Genomic DNA, 16,582 nt, shown 5'->3' on the forward strand with positions numbered 1-16,582 from the left:
CGAGGCCAGGGTGAAGGCCATGCCCTTGGCCTGCGCCATTAGGGCGTCGAGCTGTTGCAGCGCGTCCCTGATCGGCGCCAGGGCCGTGTAGTCGAGCGACTTCAGGTTCCGGGCCATGTTCTGCAACATGGTCAGCTCGTTCTGCAGCGAGCTGATTTGGTTGTTGACCTGCTGCAGCGACCGGGCGGCCGTCAGCAGGTTCTGAGCGTAGTTCGTCGGGTCGAACACGGTGAACTGCGCGGCGGCGGGCGTGACGAGGCCCGGCAACGGCGCCAGCACTAGCGAGGCGGCGGCGAGGCTGGCGATAACCAGACGCGCGTGGTGGGAGGTGCGTAGGCGCAGGGATTTGAGACGCGGGGTCATGGCGTGGCGTCCTTCTCGATGGGGGTGGATGCGAAATTCGCGGCCAGGGGAGCGGCCCAATCGAGACCGCGGGCGGTGAGGAAGGCGGCCGCGAAACCGGCCTCGCCGTGTTCCGCCAAGACCTTGTCGATCAGGGCCTGGGTCACCGGATCGGAGGCCCCGCACAGCGCCATGGCGACGGGCCCCAGACCAAGCTCGAACAGTCGGTTGCCCAGCCGAGATTGCAGGTAATAGTGGCGCTTGGGCGTGGCCCGGGCGATCAGCTCGATCTGGCGGTCGTTAAGGCCGAACCCTTGGTAGACCTTGCGCGATAGCGGCTCGGCGGCGCGGTCGTTGGCCAGGAAGATGCGCTGGGCGCAGCCGTCGATGATTGCCGGGGCGATCGTGCTGTCGGCGATGTCCGATAGCGACTGGGTGGCGAACACCACGCTGACGTTGCGCTTGCGCAGTTCCTTCAGCCATTCGCGGATGCGCGCCGCGAAGAGCGGGTTGTCGAGAAACTTCCAGGCCTCGTCGAGCACGAGTAGGGTCGGCCGCCCGTCGAACCGCGCTTCCAGCCGGTGGAAGAGATAGGTCAGGACCGGCGCGACGACAGACGGCGTCGAGGCCAGCGCTTCGGTCTCGAAACACAGCACATCGCCGACCGACAACCCGTCCTCGGCCGCGTCCAGCAGACGGCCGAACGGCCCATCCAGCGTGTAGGGCGCCAACGCCGCCTTCAGCGGGTTGGACTGGAGCAGCATCGAAAGCCCGGTCAGCGTCCGTTCGGCTGGCGGCGCGCCCGAAAGGCTGACCAGCGCCGACCACAGCGCGTCCTTGATTTCTGGGGTGACCGGGACGCGCTCGTTGGCCAACAGGTCCGCCAGCCATTCGCTGGCCCAGGCCCGCGCGCCGGGACGGTCGATGTCACGCAAGGGCTGGAACGCCAGGCCGCTGTCGCTGGCCAGACCGTAGTGCCTGCCGCCCATCGCCAGGGTGACAGCTCGCGCCGAGAACCGCTTGTCGAAAACATAGACCTGGGCGCCGGGATAGCGGCGAAACTGCAGGGCCAGGAAGGCCAAGGCCACCGACTTGCCCGCGCCGGTGGGGCCGACCAGGAGCATATGGCCGACATCGTCGACATGGGTCGAGAAGCGGAAAGGCGTCGCGCCACTGGTCAGGGCGTGGAAGGTCGGCGGTCCGGCGAGATGCCGGTTGGCTTCCTGGCCCGCCCAGACCGAGGATAGCGGCATCAGGTGCGCCAAGTTGAGGCTATGGACCAGCGGCTGGCGAACGTTGGCGTAGACCTGACCCGGCAATGAGCCAAGCCAGGCCTCGACGGCGTTGACCTGCTCACGGATGCAGGTGAACCCCAGGCCGTTGACGATGCGCTCGACCAGCCGGACCTTCTCGTCGGCCGCCAAGGCATCGCTGTCCGAGACGGTGATGGTGGTGGTCAGATAGCCGAAGCTGACGTGATCGCCGCCCAAGGTCTGGAGCGCCAGATCGGCGTCCGCGAGCTTGTTGTCGGCGTCGCTGTCGGTCAGGGGGACCGGCTCGTTGCTGATCACCTCGCGCAGGATCTGCACGACCGACTTGCGCTTGTTGAACCACTGCCTGCGGATGCGGGCCAGCGCCTTGGTGGCGTCGGCCTTGTCCAGGCAGATGAACCGGGTCGTCCAGCGATAGCTGAACGCCTGGTGATTGAGGGCGTCGAGGATCCCAGGGCGCGTCGCATTGGGAAAACCCAGCACAGTGAGGGTGCGCAGATGCTGGTCGCCCAGGCGCGGCTCGATGCCGCCGGTGAGCGGCGTGTCGACCAGCAGGCCATCGAGATACATCGGGATCTCGGGGACGGCGACGGGGTGGCGGCGCGCCGAGATCGTCGCGTGCAGGTAGGTCAGGGTCTGGCCGTCATCGAGCGCGCGGACCTGCGGCATGAAGCCGGCCAGCAGGTCGAGGATGCGGTCTGTGGTGGCGACGAAGGCCGCCAGTTCCTGGCGCCAGTCGCGGCCGTGGGCGGGCCCATCACGAGCGATCAAGGCCCGCTCGGCGCGGCTCACTTGATCGACCGGCGGCAGGAAGTAGAGCGTCAGGTGGCAGAGGCTCTCGAAGTGCTCGCCCTTCTGACCATCGAAGTCGGCCCTCCGTTCTTCGTCGACCAGCCAGGAGGCCGCGTCGGGGAAGGCCCCGTCCGGATAGCCCAGGGCCGGGACGCGCTCGGCGTCGAAGAACAGCGCCCAGCCCGATCCGAGCCGGCGCAGGACGTTGTTGGCGCGGGCGCAGACCGAGACCAGGCCCGCGTCCGTGGTGCTTTCCAGATCCGGACCGCGGAAGCTCAAAGTCCGCTGGAAGCCGCCGTCCTTGTTCAGGACCACGCCCGGCGCGACCAAAGCCGCCCAGGGCAGATGGTCGGCCAGCCGGTCGGCGCGGCTCCTGTACTCGCGCAGGTTCAGCATGCCAGCCACCCCTTCTGACGCAGATGGCGTGTGACGACGGCGGCGAAGGCGGGGTCGCGCTTGGCGGCGAACACCGCAAGGCTGTGGCCGACGAGCCAGATCACCAGACCCGCGATCCACTGCTGCAAGCCCAAGCCCAGCGCCGCGGCGAGCGTGCCGTTGAGGATGGCGATGGACCGGGGCGCGCCGCCCAGGAGGATCGGCGCGGTCAGCGAGCGGTGGAGCGGGACTTCGAAACCCTCGACATCACCGCTGGAAGGGATGGCTGGCCCGCTCATGCGATCAACGCGCCTCCGCCGAACGAAAAAGAAGGTCAGGAAGAAGCTGGAGGCGGCGAAGGCGATCGACAGGCCGAAGACGATCTGGATCAGCTTGCGAAAGCCACCGCTGGTCTCGCCGAAGGCCAAGGCCAGGCCGGTGGTGATGATCACAAGGACCGCGACGATCTTGGCGACGGGCCCTTCGACCGACTCCAGCACCTGCTGCAGCGGCTCTTCCCAGGGCATGCCCGAACCGGCGGCCTGGGCCTGGGCGGACCAGAGCAGGATCAGGATCGAAGTCAGGGCTGTGAGGTGGAGCGGGCGCGGGTCGGCGACCGCGCGCGCCTTGGCGACGTACGACATCAGGGTTCTCCCTGTCTGAGGGCTTTCAGCTGTGGAGGGTCGAGATCGACGACGACGTAGTCGCCGGAAGAATCGAGACCGGTGACCCGGGCGAGGGTTTCGACGCGGCGGCCGGTTCCCCGGCCCCGGATGAAGACGACCAGATCGACCGCCTCGGCGATCAGTCGTCGCGGCACGGTGACCACGCTCTCCTGGACCAGCTGCTCGAGCCGGTAGAGGGCCGAACGGGCGGAGTTGGCGTGGACGGTGGAAAGGCCGCCGGGATGGCCGGTGTTCCAGGCCTTCAGCAGGTCCAGGGCCTCGCCGCCGCGCACCTCACCAACGACGATGCGGTCGGGCCGCAAGCGCAGCGTCGAGCGCACCAGGTCGGTTAGACTGACGACGCCGGGTCGGGTGCGCAGGGCCACGCAATCGGGCGCGGCGCATTGCAGCTCCGGGGTGTCCTGCAGCAGGATGACCCGCTCGTCTGACCTGGCCACCTCGGCCAGGAGCGCGTTAGCCAGGGTGGTCTTGCCCGCCGACGTCGCGCCGGCGATCAGGATGTTGAGATGCTCGTCGATCGCCTGGCGCAGGATCTCTGCTTGCACCGGCGCCATGACCCCGGCCTCGACGTAGTCGTCCAGTGTGTGGATGCGGCTGGCCGGCTTGCGGATCGAAAAGCAGGGGCTCGCCGAGATCGGCGGCAGCACGCCTTCGAACCGCTCGCCCGACAGCGCCTCGCCGCGTGGCGGCAGGTCGGCGCTGACGATCGGCGCGCCGGCGTGGACCTCGGTGCGGACATGGCTGGCAACCAGCCTGATGATCCGCTCGACTTCGGCCGCCGCCAGGCTGACGCCCGTATCGACACGCCCTTCGCCGAGGCGGTCGAGGCGCAGAACCCCGTCGGGATTGACCATCACCTCGACCACCGCCGGATCGGCAAGTGCGACGGCGATGTCGGGTCCCATCGCCGTGCGCAACATCGCCGCGCGCCGGTCCAAGGTTTCCATGCCAGCCACGCTCATGACGCCGCTTCCCCGGTCTGATCCAGGGTCGCGCGGCCACTGGCGACCTGACGGCCAACCTGGTCGACGAAGCGGGCGAAACGCTCGCGGCCGACGGCCTGGGCGGCCTTGTCGGATTCCGGCAGCGGTGCGGTGACGGTCAGCTGGTAGCGGACAAACAGCGCCAGGCTTTCGAGCAGGATCTTCTGGTCGCGCTCGATCCGGCCGAGCTGGCGGCTCATCCGGTCGAGCCGGACCTTGAAGAGGTCGTCGATCTCGCCGGCCGCACGGCGGCCCAGATAAGCCCGCAGGGCGTCGGCGACGATGGCCGACTTGGAGGTCCCCGGCTTGTTTCCCAGCCGATCGAGTTCGGCGGTCAGCGCGTCGTCGAGATAGAGGTGATGGCGGGGCTTCACGATCGCCCCCTCAGAAAGACGGGAGCAGGTCGTCGTCGCCACGACCGGCCCCTTCGTTCATGGCGTGGGCGCGGGCGAGCGGCGCGGTGGCTTGGGCGCGGGCCATGGCCGCGCGGTCGGCGGCGACGTCGCCGTCGTCCTCGCCCAAACCCAGACCAAGCTCGACATCCTCGCCGCTCGGCCGGACCGTGGCGTCCTCTGAGAGGCCAGGATGGCGTTGCTGCTGGAGACCGCCCTCCTCATCCAGCAGGGCCTCGGCGTCGACCACGCCGGCCAGTTCGGCGTGAGGGCCACGCACCTGTCCGCCCCAATCGTCGCCACGCGGCGGCGGACGATCGACATAGCCGCCATCACCCAGCGTCGGAGGCCCGGCGACACGGCGCGCGAAATTGTCGTCCTCGTAGTAGCGGAGCTTCTTGGCGCGGATCGGCGCCAGACCCGAGACCAGGACCAGCGCGTCGTCCGGCGGCAGCTGCATGACCTCGCCGGGCGTCAGCAACGGCCGAGCGGTCTCCTGACGGCTGACCATGACATGGCTGAGCCAGGGCGAGAGCCGGTGGCCGGCATAGTTGCGCTGGGCGCGCAGCTCTGTCGCCGTACCCAGAGCGTCCGAGATGCGCTTGGCGGTGCGCTCGTCGTTCGAGGAGAACGCAATCCGGACGTGGCAGTTGTCCAGAATGGCGTTGTTCTCGCCATAGGCCTTGGAGATCTGGTTCAGGCTCTGGGCGATCAGGTAGGCGCGGATGCCGTAGCCGGCCATGAACGCCAAGGCGGTCTCGAAGAAGTCCAGGCGCCCCAGAGCGGGGAACTCGTCGAGCATCATCAGGAGCTGGTGCTTGCGGCTCTTGGCCGGGTCGCCTTCGAGGCGCTCGGTCAGGCGACGGCCGATCTGGTTGAGCACCAGCCGCACCAGCGGTTTGGTCCGGGAGATGTCAGATGGCGGGATGACCAGGTAGAGGGTCACCGGGACTGGGGCGTCGACGAGGTCGGCGATCCGCCAGTCGCAGGCGCTGGTGGTCAGGGCGACGGTCGGATCGCGATAGAGGCCCAGGAACGACATCGCCGTGGAGAGGACCCCGCTGCGCTCGTTCTCGGACTTATTGAGGACCTCGCGCGCCGCGCTGGCGACGACGGGGTGAACCTTGGGCGCGTCCGGCGTGCCCAGATGGTTGGTGGCCATCATCCGCCGCAGGGTGTGGGCGAACGAGCGCTGAGGATCGGAGAGGAAGGTGGCGACCCGAGCGAGGGTCTTTTCCTCTTCGGCGTAGAGGACGTGAAGGATGGCCCCGACCAGCAGGCTGTGGCTGGTTTTTTCCCAATGCGACCGGCGCTCCAAAGCGCCTTCCGGGTCGACGAGCACGTCGGCGATATTCTGAACGTCGCGGACTTCGTCGGGTCCTTTGCGGACCTCCAGCAGCGGATTGTAGCGAGCCGACCGCGCGTCGGTCGGGTTGAACAGCAGGCAGTGCGAGAACGTCGAGCGCCAGCCGGCGGTCAGGGTCCAGTTCTCACCCTTGATGTCGTGGACGACGGCGCTGCCGGTCCACGACAGCAGGGTCGGGACGACCAGGCCCACGCCCTTGCCCGATCGGGTCGGGGCGAAGGCCATCACATGCTCGGGGCCGGCATGGCGCAGGTAGCGGCCAGCCAACTGGCCGAGGAACACACCTTTCGACCGGAACAATCCGGCGGCCGTCACTTCACGGCGGCTGGCCCAGCGCGAAGATCCGTAGGTGGTGACCTGGCCGGTCTGACGCGCCCGCCACAGCGAGCCGGCGATCGCGCAGGCGCAGCCGAGAAATCCGCTGGCGCCGGCCAGCAGGCCGGCCTTGTTGAAGACCGACGGCGCATAGGCCTCGTAGTGGAACCACCAGTCGAAGAGCTGCCAGGGGCGATAGAGCGGCTGGCCGAACGGCGTCGCCCAGGGCGCGCCCAATTGGACCTGGTAGTCGAGCATCGCCGCTGCCCACTGGGTCGCGGTCCAGACGCCCAGCATCATGATCGCGAAGACCGCGAGAATCTGGCCGATGAGGAGCTTGGTGGGCGTCATGCGCCGGGTCCCGAGCCCTGCGCCGCGGCATGCGGGATCAGGGCCAGGAGAGGCTCAGGCGGCGCCCCGGAATCGCTTATGGCGGTTAGGCCCGCGCTAGGACGCGCTAGGCGCCGTCTTGTCCGGCGGGTTCAGTCTGGGCGGATCTTCGCGGGGCGCGCCAGTCTTGCGCTTGTCAGAAAATATGTGATACTTTCTGACAAGGAGACTGTCATGTCCGCGCTCGCAGATCATATCCTCGCCCACGCCGAAGCCGCGCCCGAAGGGACGACGCTTCGCGCCAAGGAGTTGCTGCATCTGGGATCGCGCGCCGCCGTCGATCAGGCGCTCGTGCGTCTGTCGCGTTCGGGCGCGCTGAGCCGCATCGGTCGGGGCCTCTACCTTCGTCCTCGGCAGGGTAAATACGGCCCCCCGCACGCCCTCCGCCGCCACGGTGGTGCAGGCGATTTCCAGCACCACCGGCGAGGTCATCGCAAGCCATGGCGCGGCGGCCGCCAACGCCCTGGGCCTGACCACCCAGACACCGATGAAGGCGATCTATCTCACTTCGGGCAAAAGCCGGGGACTGAAGATCGGGGGCCAACAGCTCGAACTTCGCCACGCCCGGGACTGGGAGTTGCTGTTGCCCGGCCAGCCGGCCGGCGACGCCGTCCGTGCACTCGCCTGGGCTGGCCCTGAACGCGCCGCCGAAACGCTCAAGGCTCTCAAGCGCCGACTACCGGCCGAGACCGTGCAGACCCTCCTGAACCTGCGAGGTCGTCTGCCCACATGGCTGGCTCAGGAAGTTTCGAGCCTGGCGCGTGGCTGACCGGTTCCTGAACCTCTCCCGGGATGATCGTCGCGAGGTGCTCGAGGCCGCGCCCGGGCGTGGCCTCGAACGTGCGTCCTATCTGCTCGAAAAGGATGTCTGGGTCGTCTGGACACTCGAGGCGCTCTTCGCCGCGCCGTTCGCCGACGGCCTGGTGTTCAAGGGCGGCACGTCGCTATCCAAGGCCTACGATATCATCGACCGGTTTTCCGAAGACGTCGACCTGACCTACGACATCGGCAAGCTGACGGGCGACCCACGCTTTGGCGACCCGGCCCAATTGACGCCTGAAGAGGCCAAGAGCGTTTCGCGACGCGTGCGCGAACGTCTCTTGCCACGCTTCATCCGCGATACGGTCGCACCATACCTTGCCGAACGCCTGGCGGCTGACGGCCTTCCCGCTCACGTCGAACAGGACGGTCAGGACCTGCTCGTGGTTTACGAGACCGCGGCCGACTACCCCGGCTATGTGCGCCCCCGAGTGAAGCTGGAATTTGGCGCCCGCGCCACCGGGCAGCCCGCCTCACCGCGTCCGGTCGACTGCTATCTGGCTAAGGCCTTCGAAGAGCTGGAGTTTCCTGCGGCCACGCCCTGCGTGATGACCGCCGAACGAACCTTCTGGGAGAAGGCCACGGCGGTTCACGTCTTCTGCGTTCAAGGCCGCTTCAAGGGCGGGGCGGGCTTTGCCCGACACTGCTACGACCTAGCGCGGCTGGATCTGGCCGGCGTCGCCGATGTCGCCATCGCGGATCCGGAGTTGGCCAAGGCCGTGGCTGACCACAAGTCCAAGTTCTTCATCGAAGCCGATCCTGCCGGGGAAGTCATCGACTACGGGGCGGCCGTTGCAGGCGGCCTGCGGTTGGTCCCGGAGGGCGAGGCTCGCGCCGTGCTCGAAGCCGACTACCAAGCCATGATCGAGGCCGGCTATCTGGACGGCGTCGCCGAGCCCTTCGACGCGCTGATGGCGCGATGCCAGAGCCTGCAGGACAAGGCCAACGCGGCCAGATCCAGCGCCACGCCGTAGGCTGCCAATCGACAGAAAGCTCTCGTGGATCACGACCGCCTGGCCTAAGCCAACTCGTCCCAGTCGATGGCGTTGATCGGCGATCGAATGTCGATCGGCGGCCAAGCCACGGCCTCGAACTGCGCCAGACACTTGGCCCCAAACTTCGGCTCCACCCGCATCGCCCAGCCGATCAGGCCGCGGACCCTATGATAGAGGGTCGACACGGAGAGCTTTTGCCGTTCCGCATGTCGCGATGGACCAAAATCCTCGCTGGCCAGGTAGTGCAGATGCTGGCGCAGATCATCCTTGAATTCGCGCGACAGCCGGGGCTCGGGTCCGTCGACCAGCATGCCAAGGACGATCCGGCGCGCGCCTGGTCCGCGGATGGCCGTCTTGCGCAGGTTCGGCCTATAGCCGGCCTCCGACAGTTCGCGCAGAACCTTGCGCTTGAAGGCCGCCACCGTGGCGCGCGTGTGCGGCTTTCGGGCCGAGAACGCCAGGTCGTCGGCATAGCGCGTGTATTTCATGTTCGCCGCAGCGGCCATCGCCGCGAACCGATCGTCCAGATGGCGCATGACCAGATTGGAGAGCATCGGACTGGTCGGTGCGCCTTGAGGTAGGAAACCTTCCGCAGCGTGCTGATAGGCCTTGATAGTTGGCCAGCGCACGGCCGGGTCAACGCTGGGGCTCTTGCCGCCGGACGCCACGACAGTTGTCAGTCTGGCCAACTCGAAGGCGATCAGGTCCGGATAGCCAAGACCTTCAAAGACCTCGCAGATCTTACCTTCTGTCACCCGGGTGAAGAAGTCTTCGATATCGACCTTAAGGAGGAAATCACAGCCGCAATGCATCCTCGCGGCGAACTCAGGTCGCGAACCGGGGTGGTAGGCGTAGCTCGCAGGATGGGCGCGGGTGTGTTGGAGGATGTTGCGGACGATCCAGTCCTGCGTCGTCTTAAGCTCCCGATTGGGCGTGCAGATCAGGCGAACGCGTGTGCGTCCGGGGATCGCCTTCTTCAAGGTGAAGACCTTGTAGGGGTGCGTCCGACGCGCGACGACGCTGCGCAACAGGCCGTAGCGCGTGCCCGTCATTTCGCTGAGGTGGCGCAGGGTGAAGACGGGCGTCATCCGCGGATCGACGCGCCGGATCCGCTCCATGATCGCGAGCGCGGAGTCGATCACCGCGCCGGGCACGCCCTGGCGCTCGCCATCGAAACGATAGTGCTGAGGGTTCCAGGACGACACTTACTTCGACCCACTCCGGTGGGTAATACTGCAAGGCGCACCCAAGACACCGCCAGGAAAGGCTTGCAGTATTGCGCAGCATGAAAAGAGAGCTACGCGAGACGAGCGCCGAGAATCCGACGCCCTAGGCTTCCGCGAAGAAGCCCATCGCCGCTTTCGCGGCGCATTCCTAATTGCCCTCAAGGAACCCTCAGCTGACTGGGATAGTAGAAGGGACTGTCCTTGCTGGGAAGCACCGGTCGCCGCCGACCTCGCCGACGCAGGCGCGCAAGCTCCTTTCGCCCCAGCGGCGTCATGGTGAGCTTGTCGGTCAGCCATCGCGCGACCTGCGCGAAGCGCAGTATCGACTCCGTCTCGGCAACGCCCAGACTCGAGCGCCCCGAAACCGCCTTGGCATCTCTGGCGCCGTCCTCGCAGGCGGCTAGCACCATCATCGTCGAGACCCACAATTTCGTGGTCGGCGCCGAGAGGGCTTCCTGGGCGCTGCGCACCCCGAGCAGACGTTGGGCCCGCTCGTCCAACGCCTGGGTCTCGCTAACAGGAAAGGCTTCCACCGTCGCGGCCGTGCTGCGGCCATGAAACAGTGGTCTCCAGCCGTCGGCCCGGCTCCAGAGCATGGCGGGCGCGTTGTTCGGACAGCCGTGGGCGAAGGCGATCAGGGCCCCGCCGCCTCGGAAGCCGAACGGGTTGTTTCGCCTGGGCGGATAGCGGCGGCACAGATCGACCATCTTGACCGAAGCCGATCGGCCGAACCCGCCAAACAAGGTCGGACATCCGACGGCCAGGCGGACCTGAGGCTTCAACTTCTGGTTCTCGAGGATGTAGAGGCCTTCGGTCAAAGCCGAATAGGCCACGACCGTGAACTTCAGGCGCCCGCCCGACCGCCAGCTGCGCAAGGTCGCCACGTACCGGAACGCCTCCAACATGTCGTGGACGCGTTTGCCCGATCCGATGAAGTCGGTGACAATCACGATATGGCCGACGCGATCGGCCCTCAGTTTATCCGGGCCGGGATGGGACAGCGCCACCTCGGGGTTCTGTCGGCAGTAGTCGGTAATCAGCTGGGCGACCACGCCCTCGCTGCCGATCTCCTGATCGCGAGGATCGGCTCGAACGGGCTGCACGCCGGGGCCCGTCGCCTTGCCGTGACGCGAGTCAGGAAAGAACGCGGGGAATCTTGCCGAACACCTTTTTGACCGGTCGCTCGGCATAGAGGGCGATCTTTCCATCCCGCCGATGGCCTAGACGCGACGACCTCGTCCAGCAGCCGCCGCATTCCGCGCTGAAACGCCTCTCCACTGACCAGCAGGATCTCGTCGATGAGAGAGGCTGCGGCTTCCCGGTCGGACTCGTCGAATTGCAGGAGCCATTCGGCCGATCGGGATATGCCTGACAGGAAGGTCATGGCGCTAAACTTTGGATGGAGCACACGCATCGCCTCGACGCGCGAGATCGAGCTTTGCTGAAAGTGCCCGGTTGAGTTGCGGGACGCAACCCACCGCCTAGTCGATTGCGGGGCCGCCCCGCCCGCGTCCAATGGTCCAGCTGACGCCGGCCTCGCGCAGCACGCCGGACACGGCGCGGCCCTCCTGGCCGTCCAGCGCTGGACGCCACGGCACGAGCGTGAAGTCGCGGCTGCGCTCGATCATCGCAAAGCGTCCGCTGGCCAGGTCGACCGCGCGCCGATAGACGCCCTCGACCCGCTGCCCCGGCCGCGCCTCGGAGAAGGCCAGCCCGGTCTCGCGGGCCAGGCCTTCGGCCGCCGCGATCAGGTCGCGCCGTTGCAGACGCGTCAGGAGGCCGGCGCGATAGATCACCCGGTCCTGCTCCTGCTGGGCCAGGCCCTGCTCGATCAACCATTGGCGACGCTGGGCCAACGCCTGGCGCACGTCGCGCCCGAACCCGGCGTCGCGCAGCGGTTCGGGCGCCTCGGCGATCAGTTCGCGATCAAGCCAGGTGGCGCCGACCGCGCCGACCTGCTGGTCGAGCCGCTGGGCCGACAGGGTGCGGACCACGACGGGCGCGTCCTGGGCCTGCTTCTTCTCGTAGGCGCCGGCCCGCTCGACGTGGTCGGCGGCGATGATCCAGGTCCCGTCGTCCTGGCGCTCGACCCCGGCGCGTCCCCGACGTAGGGCCTCGAGCCTTCGGACATGGGTCTGCGCGAAGGCGGCCGAGGCGGTCGGATCGGTGGCCAGGTGCAGGTCGAGGCTGTAGCGCCCGTCGTTGACGGCGGCGATCCTGGCCACGGTATGATCGACGGCCCGGGGCTCGACCGGACGCGGCGCGATCGCCACCACCGCGCCCTCCGGGATCGGCTCGACCGCCAGGCCCCGGCCGATCTCGACATAGTGGGCGCGACCATCGACGCCGTCGACGACCAGATAATGGCGATCCTTCAACTCGTCCGACAGGCCGCGCGCGACCAGGCGGCCGACCAATGGTCGGGCACCCGGCCCCCCTGGCTGGTAGATGACCTGATCGGCCGGGGCGCGCGCGACGCCGCCCGCCTCCAGCGAACGGTACAGCGTCTTCTGGATGTCGCCGCGCTCACCCATGCGGCGCAGGGTGTCTTCCAGACCGTCGGCCAGGCGCCAGCGGGTCGGCGCGCGCTCCTGCGCCAAGCCCAGGCGCGCGAGGGTCTGCAGCCGCCCGGCCCGGACGGAATAGAGCAGCGGATCGACATGGCGCGGCGAGAACAGGCCCGCTTCGTCGACGTCGCGCAGCAGGCCGCGGTCCAGGCTCGTCAGTCGCTCCTGATCGACCTCGCGCCGCAACCGCCCTTCGATCTCGTGGTCGGCGCGCGGTCCCAGGTCCAGCGACACCAGCTCGGCGGCGCGCTCGCGCAAGCCCTGGGTCAGGTAGTCCTTGGCGATGACCAGCTCGCGGCCCTGGTCATCGCGACCGCGCACGATGATGTGGGTGTGGGGGTGGCCGGTGTTGTGGTGATCGACGGCCACCCAATCGAGCTTGGTGTCGAGGTCGGCTTCCATCCGCGCCATCAGGCGGCGGGTCAGGGGCTTGAGGTCCTCGTACTCGGCACCGTCCTCGGGCGAGACGATGAACCGAAATTGCCGGGCGTCGCCGCCGGCCTCGGCCCGGTCGATGAAGGCGCGGCCGTCGGCCTTGTCGGAGGCGGCGTCATAGAGCTGGCCGGGCGCGCCCTCGCGGGTGACGCCGTCGCGCTGGACATAGCGCATGTGGGCGCGGGCCGCGTCCAGGCCCTTGCCGGCAAGCTTCGGAATCGAGAACTTCACGATCACCCGGCGGGCGCGGTAGGCGGCGAACCGGTCGCGTGAGGACAGCACCCGGGCGACGCCCGCGCCCTTGCCGATCCGCGCGCCGGTGAACTTGAGCTTGCGCGGCGCCTTGCCGAAGACCCCGCCGCTGGCCAGCATGGCCGAGCGCAGCACCCGCGACAGGTAGCTCTTGCCCTGCCTGGAGCCCAGCGCCCGAGGCTTGCCCAGGCGTGGCTCGAAATCGTCGTTCTGGACCATGGCAACTCTCCCGCCAGTCCTATGACCGATCGCGCCGATCACCGAAATTGGCGCTATGAATTGTCGTTTCACGTCAGGCGCTTAGGTCTTGCATGGCGCCAACTCCGTCTGCATGGCGCCATGCCGCAATCTAAGAAAACGATGTGCAGACAAGGCCTTGAGGCGACAGGACCGCAGGGATGGCACCGGTGCTTTATCTTGCCTTACCCGCGCTTCCTTCGTTTGCGTTCGGTTGTTGCACTCTTGTTCTCCTTCCATGAGACGAACCATGTCGGGCTCCTGATGATCGAGGGAGGTCGGCCGTGGCGTCGAAGCGCTACCAAAACCGAGGACTGCGGACCTACTGGGCGGTCCACATCGAGGCCTGGCGGCTGAGCGGTCTGTCGCGCGCGGCGTACTGCGGCGAGCACCAGCTCAAACCCGGCGTCTTCAGCAGTTGGCTGAAGAAGATCGGTGACGCCGACGCCTTGCAGCACAAGCCTTCGAGCAAGCGAAAGCCTCCGCCGCGACGCTCCGCCAGCGAGGTCCGCAACAGGGCCGTGCAGGCGTTCTGGGCCATGCACGTCGAGGCCCAACTGTGGAGCGGACTGAGCGCCGCAGAGTACGCCAGCGCCCATCGACTGACACCGTCGTCGCTGCGTCAGTGGCGTCAACGCCTGGACGAAGACCCCCTTGGGATCGATTGGCGAGAGCTCGTTCATCCCAGCGCCCGCCCGTATGTGGGCCCCAGACGAAGCACTAGTGCTAAGGCCCGGACGCCGGAATCCGGCTTGACGGGCGCGACCAGGACCGTCCGCGACGGTGATGGTCGGAGTAGCCGCCGGACGTTCAACGACGAGCAAAGGCGCGCCATCGTCGCCGAGACACAGGCGCCCGGCGCCACGGTCAGCGCGGTGGCCAGGAAGCACGGCGTGGTCACCAGCATGGTGTTCCGGTGGCGCGCCCAGATGGGCCTTGGCCAGGACCAGCGCGCCCGGCTGGCTCGCGTTCGCCTGGTTGGCGAAGGCCTCAAGGCAGCGGGCCAGGCGCCCACGGCGGGCATCCCCTTGCCCATTCCCGAAGGCGCGGTGGCGGTCGATCTTGGCGACGGACGCCGGGTCTTCGCGCCGCCCGGGAGCGATCCGGACGAGGTCCGACGGTACGTGGCCCAGCGGGAGGCGGCGCGATGATGATCATCCCCTCCGGCGTGAAGGTGCATCTGGCGCTGGGTCAAACCGATATGCGCAAGGGCTTCGACGGCCTGTCGATGCTGGTGCAAGACCTGCTGAAGGAAGACCCGTTCTCGGGCCACTTGTTCGCCTTCCGGGGACGAAAGGCCGACACCATCAAGCTGCTCTACTGGGACGGAACGGGGCTGTGCCTGTTCACCAAGCGACTGCAACGCGGGCGCTTCATCTGGCCCCATATCACCACGCCAGGCGGCTGCGTCGTGCTCACGCCCGCACAACTGGCCATGCTGATCGAAGGCATCGACTGGCGGTTCCCAGAGCGCACCTGGAGGCCCGCCATCGCCGGCTGAAACCACGCCAAAACCCCTGTCAAATAAGGGGAAAGTGCTTGGTCGCGGACTCCGAAAATAGTAGAATCGGGCATGCGGCTGGATCTCGAAAACCTGCCTACCGACACGGCCTTGCTGCATCAGTTGGTGCGCGAAATGGCTGGCTTCGTCGGTGAGCGGGACGGCGAGATCGAGCGGCTCAAAGCCATCATCAAGCAGCTCCAGCGCGCCCAGTTTGGCCGCCGGTCCGAGCGCCTGGACGCCGATCAACTGGCGCTGGCCCTGGAGGATGTCGAGACCGATCTGGCCGCCGCCGAAGCGCGCCGGCCCGACATCCTGCCGGCGCCCGCGAGGGCTCAGCCCAAGCGCAAATCGCTCCCCGACCACCTGCCGCGCGAAGACCGGTTGATCGATATCGCCAGCCCGGTCTGCGCCTGCGGTGGCGCGCTGCACAGCATCGGCGAGAGCGTCAGCGAGATGCTGGACTGGGTCCCCGCGCAGATGCGGGTGATCCGGATCGTGCGCCCCAAGTATGCCTGCCGGGCCTGCGCCACGGTGGTCCAGGCGCCGGCGCCGGAGCGACCGATCGACGGCGGCCTGGCCACGCCAGCGTTGCTGGCCCAGGTGCTGGTCAGCAAATACTGCGACCACACCCCGCTCTATCGGCAGTCCAAGATCTTTGCTCGGCATGGCGTGGATCTGGAACGCTCGACACTGGCCGGCTGGGTCGGCGGAGCCTGTTGGTGGCTGCAAGCCCTGCACGACAGGCTGGCCGAAAACCTGTTCGCCAGCGGCCATCTGTTCGCCGACGATACGCCGATCCCGGTGCTGGATCCTGGCCGGGGCCGGACCAAAACCGGGCGCCTCTGGGCCTACACCCGTGATGATCGACCCTGGGGCGGACCCGAGCCGCCGGGCACGGTCTATGTCTATGCGCCGGACCGAAAGGGCGAGCGCCCGGCCGCCCATCTGGGCCGGTTCAAGGGCGTTCTCCAGGTCGATGGCTATGCCGGCTTCGAACCGCTGACGGCGTCCGGGGACGTCAAGCTGGCGGCCTGTTGGGCGCACACTCGGCGCAAGTTCTATGAGATCGCCGAGTCCACCAAGGCGCCCGTGGCCGTCGAGGCGTTGCGCCGGATCGGCGAGCTCTACGCCATCGAAGCCCAGGTGCGCGGCCAGTCGGCGGCGCTGCGACGGGCGGCGCGTCAGGAGTCTTCCCGTCCGTTGGTCGATGCCCTGCACGCCTGGTTCGAACGTCAGCTCACCCGCGTGCCGCCGCGCGGCGCCCTGGCCGAGGCCATTCGCTACGCCCTGGGCCGCTGGGACGCCCTCAGCCTGTTCCTCACCGATGGCCGCATCGACCTCGACAACAACCCCGTCGAGCGCGCGATCCGGCCTATCGCCCTGGGCCGCAAGAACCACCTGTTCGCCGGCTCGGACGGCGGCGGCGACCGCTGGGCCGTGGTCGGATCGCTGATCGAGACCGCCAAGATGAACGGCGTCGAGCCCTTCGCCTACCTGCGCGATGTGCTCGAGCGCATGGTCGACGGCCACCCCGTCAACCGCCTCGACGAGCTGCTGCCCTGGGCCTGGAAGAGCGGAAATCACGTCAACACCTGACCGACGTGCAGCGGCCGGACGCTTACCTTCCTTCCCCCT

14 protein-coding genes and 1 pseudogene are annotated in these 16,582 nt (G+C 67.8%); 5 read left to right on the forward strand and 10 right to left on the reverse strand.

Going from position 1 to position 16,582, the window contains the following annotated elements:
• Window positions 1-359: 359 nt before the first annotated feature.
• The 7 genes and pseudogenes from trbE to ACHMW8_RS00540 all read right to left on the reverse strand — a co-directional run bounded on the left by trbE (window position 360) and on the right by ACHMW8_RS00540 (window position 7,332).
• Window positions 360-2,801 carry a conjugal transfer protein TrbE gene (gene trbE, locus ACHMW8_RS00510; RefSeq protein ID WP_137803607.1) on the reverse strand — a complete coding sequence of 814 codons (2,442 nt, stop codon included), beginning with the start codon at window positions 2,799-2,801 and terminating at the stop codon, window positions 360-362.
• A complete protein-coding gene (locus ACHMW8_RS00515; protein WP_062093390.1) occupies window positions 2,795-3,079 on the reverse strand; it encodes a VirB3 family type IV secretion system protein in 285 nt (94 codons plus the stop codon). Before ACHMW8_RS00515 ends, trbE begins: the two co-directional genes overlap by 7 nt.
• Window positions 3,076-3,424 (reverse strand): annotated as a pseudogene (locus tag ACHMW8_RS00520) (TrbC/VirB2 family protein). The gene ACHMW8_RS00515 and the pseudogene ACHMW8_RS00520 overlap by 4 nt, the downstream one beginning before the upstream one ends.
• Window positions 3,424-4,386 carry a P-type conjugative transfer ATPase TrbB gene (gene trbB, locus ACHMW8_RS00525; protein ID WP_062093398.1) on the reverse strand — a complete coding sequence of 321 codons (963 nt, stop codon included), beginning with the start codon at window positions 4,384-4,386 and terminating at the stop codon, window positions 3,424-3,426. Before trbB ends, ACHMW8_RS00520 begins: the two are co-directional and overlap by 1 nt.
• A gap of 38 nt (window positions 4,387-4,424) precedes the next feature.
• A complete protein-coding gene (locus tag ACHMW8_RS00530; RefSeq protein ID WP_082749283.1) occupies window positions 4,425-4,823 on the reverse strand; it encodes a CopG family transcriptional regulator in 399 nt (132 codons plus the stop codon).
• A 10-nt stretch (window positions 4,824-4,833) separates the two neighbouring features.
• A complete protein-coding gene (locus ACHMW8_RS00535) occupies window positions 4,834-6,873 on the reverse strand; it encodes a conjugal transfer protein TraG (protein WP_062093392.1) in 2,040 nt (679 codons plus the stop codon).
• A 96-nt stretch (window positions 6,874-6,969) separates the two neighbouring features.
• Entirely contained in the window at window positions 6,970-7,332 is a 363-nt protein-coding gene (locus ACHMW8_RS00540) for a hypothetical protein (protein ID WP_395444489.1), read from the reverse strand.
• Between ACHMW8_RS00540 and ACHMW8_RS00545 the strand changes: the two genes are divergently transcribed.
• Complete coding sequence (locus tag ACHMW8_RS00545) at window positions 7,310-7,681, forward strand: DUF6088 family protein (RefSeq protein WP_395444490.1); 372 nt, start codon at window positions 7,310-7,312, stop codon at window positions 7,679-7,681. The genes ACHMW8_RS00540 and ACHMW8_RS00545 overlap by 23 nt on opposite strands.
• Window positions 7,674-8,705 carry a nucleotidyl transferase AbiEii/AbiGii toxin family protein gene (locus tag ACHMW8_RS00550; protein WP_062093394.1) on the forward strand — a complete coding sequence of 344 codons (1,032 nt, stop codon included), beginning with the start codon at window positions 7,674-7,676 and terminating at the stop codon, window positions 8,703-8,705. Before ACHMW8_RS00545 ends, ACHMW8_RS00550 begins: the two co-directional genes overlap by 8 nt.
• Before the next feature lie 44 nt (window positions 8,706-8,749).
• Here ACHMW8_RS00550 and ACHMW8_RS00555 read toward each other — a convergent pair whose 3' ends face one another.
• From ACHMW8_RS00555 to rlxS, 3 genes are all read right to left on the reverse strand, one after another.
• Window positions 8,750-9,880, reverse strand: a complete 1,131-nt coding sequence (locus ACHMW8_RS00555; RefSeq protein WP_291843199.1) for a reverse transcriptase family protein — start codon at window positions 9,878-9,880, stop codon at window positions 8,750-8,752.
• 230 nt (window positions 9,881-10,110) lie between these two features.
• Window positions 10,111-11,055, reverse strand: coding sequence for a hypothetical protein (locus tag ACHMW8_RS00560; RefSeq protein WP_395444491.1), 945 nt, complete (start codon window positions 11,053-11,055; stop codon window positions 10,111-10,113).
• Between the two features lie 378 nt (window positions 11,056-11,433).
• Complete coding sequence (rlxS, locus tag ACHMW8_RS00565) at window positions 11,434-13,425, reverse strand: relaxase/mobilization nuclease RlxS (RefSeq protein ID WP_062093397.1); 1,992 nt, start codon at window positions 13,423-13,425, stop codon at window positions 11,434-11,436.
• A 302-nt stretch (window positions 13,426-13,727) separates the two neighbouring features.
• Here rlxS and tnpA point away from each other — a divergent pair, with 302 nt between their 5' ends.
• The 3 genes from tnpA (at window position 13,728) to tnpC (ending at window position 16,543) form a co-directional block, all read left to right on the forward strand.
• A complete protein-coding gene (gene tnpA / locus ACHMW8_RS00570) occupies window positions 13,728-14,594 on the forward strand; it encodes an IS66 family insertion sequence element accessory protein TnpA (protein WP_062095314.1) in 867 nt (288 codons plus the stop codon).
• A complete protein-coding gene (tnpB, locus tag ACHMW8_RS00575) occupies window positions 14,591-14,944 on the forward strand; it encodes an IS66 family insertion sequence element accessory protein TnpB (protein ID WP_062095312.1) in 354 nt (117 codons plus the stop codon). Before tnpA ends, tnpB begins: the two co-directional genes overlap by 4 nt.
• Before the next feature lie 72 nt (window positions 14,945-15,016).
• Entirely contained in the window at window positions 15,017-16,543 is a 1,527-nt protein-coding gene (gene tnpC / locus ACHMW8_RS00580; protein WP_062095310.1) for an IS66 family transposase, read from the forward strand.
• Window positions 16,544-16,582: the final 39 nt, after the last annotated feature.

This window comes from Caulobacter sp. UC70_42 (assembly GCF_044056025.1).
Lineage (GTDB): Bacteria > Pseudomonadota > Alphaproteobacteria > Caulobacterales > Caulobacteraceae > Caulobacter.

Bases quoted from the DNA above. Each gene is read 5' to 3' on its own strand.
- ACHMW8_RS00535 (WP_062093392.1), bottom strand. From the start codon at position 6,873: ATGACGCCCACCAAGCTCCTCATCGGCCAGATTCTCGCGGTCTTCGCG.
- trbE (WP_137803607.1), bottom strand. From the start codon at position 2,801: ATGCTGAACCTGCGCGAGTACAGGAGCCGCGCCGACCGGCTGGCCGAC.
- trbB (WP_062093398.1), bottom strand. From the start codon at position 4,386: ATGTTGCGCACGGCGATGGGACCCGACATCGCCGTCGCACTTGCCGAT.
- ACHMW8_RS00515 (WP_062093390.1), bottom strand. From the start codon at position 3,079: ATGAGCGGGCCAGCCATCCCTTCCAGCGGTGATGTCGAGGGTTTCGAA.
- tnpB (WP_062095312.1), top strand. From the start codon at position 14,591: ATGATGATCATCCCCTCCGGCGTGAAGGTGCATCTGGCGCTGGGTCAA.
- tnpC (WP_062095310.1), top strand. From the start codon at position 15,017: ATGCGGCTGGATCTCGAAAACCTGCCTACCGACACGGCCTTGCTGCAT.
- rlxS (WP_062093397.1), bottom strand. From the start codon at position 13,425: ATGGTCCAGAACGACGATTTCGAGCCACGCCTGGGCAAGCCTCGGGCG.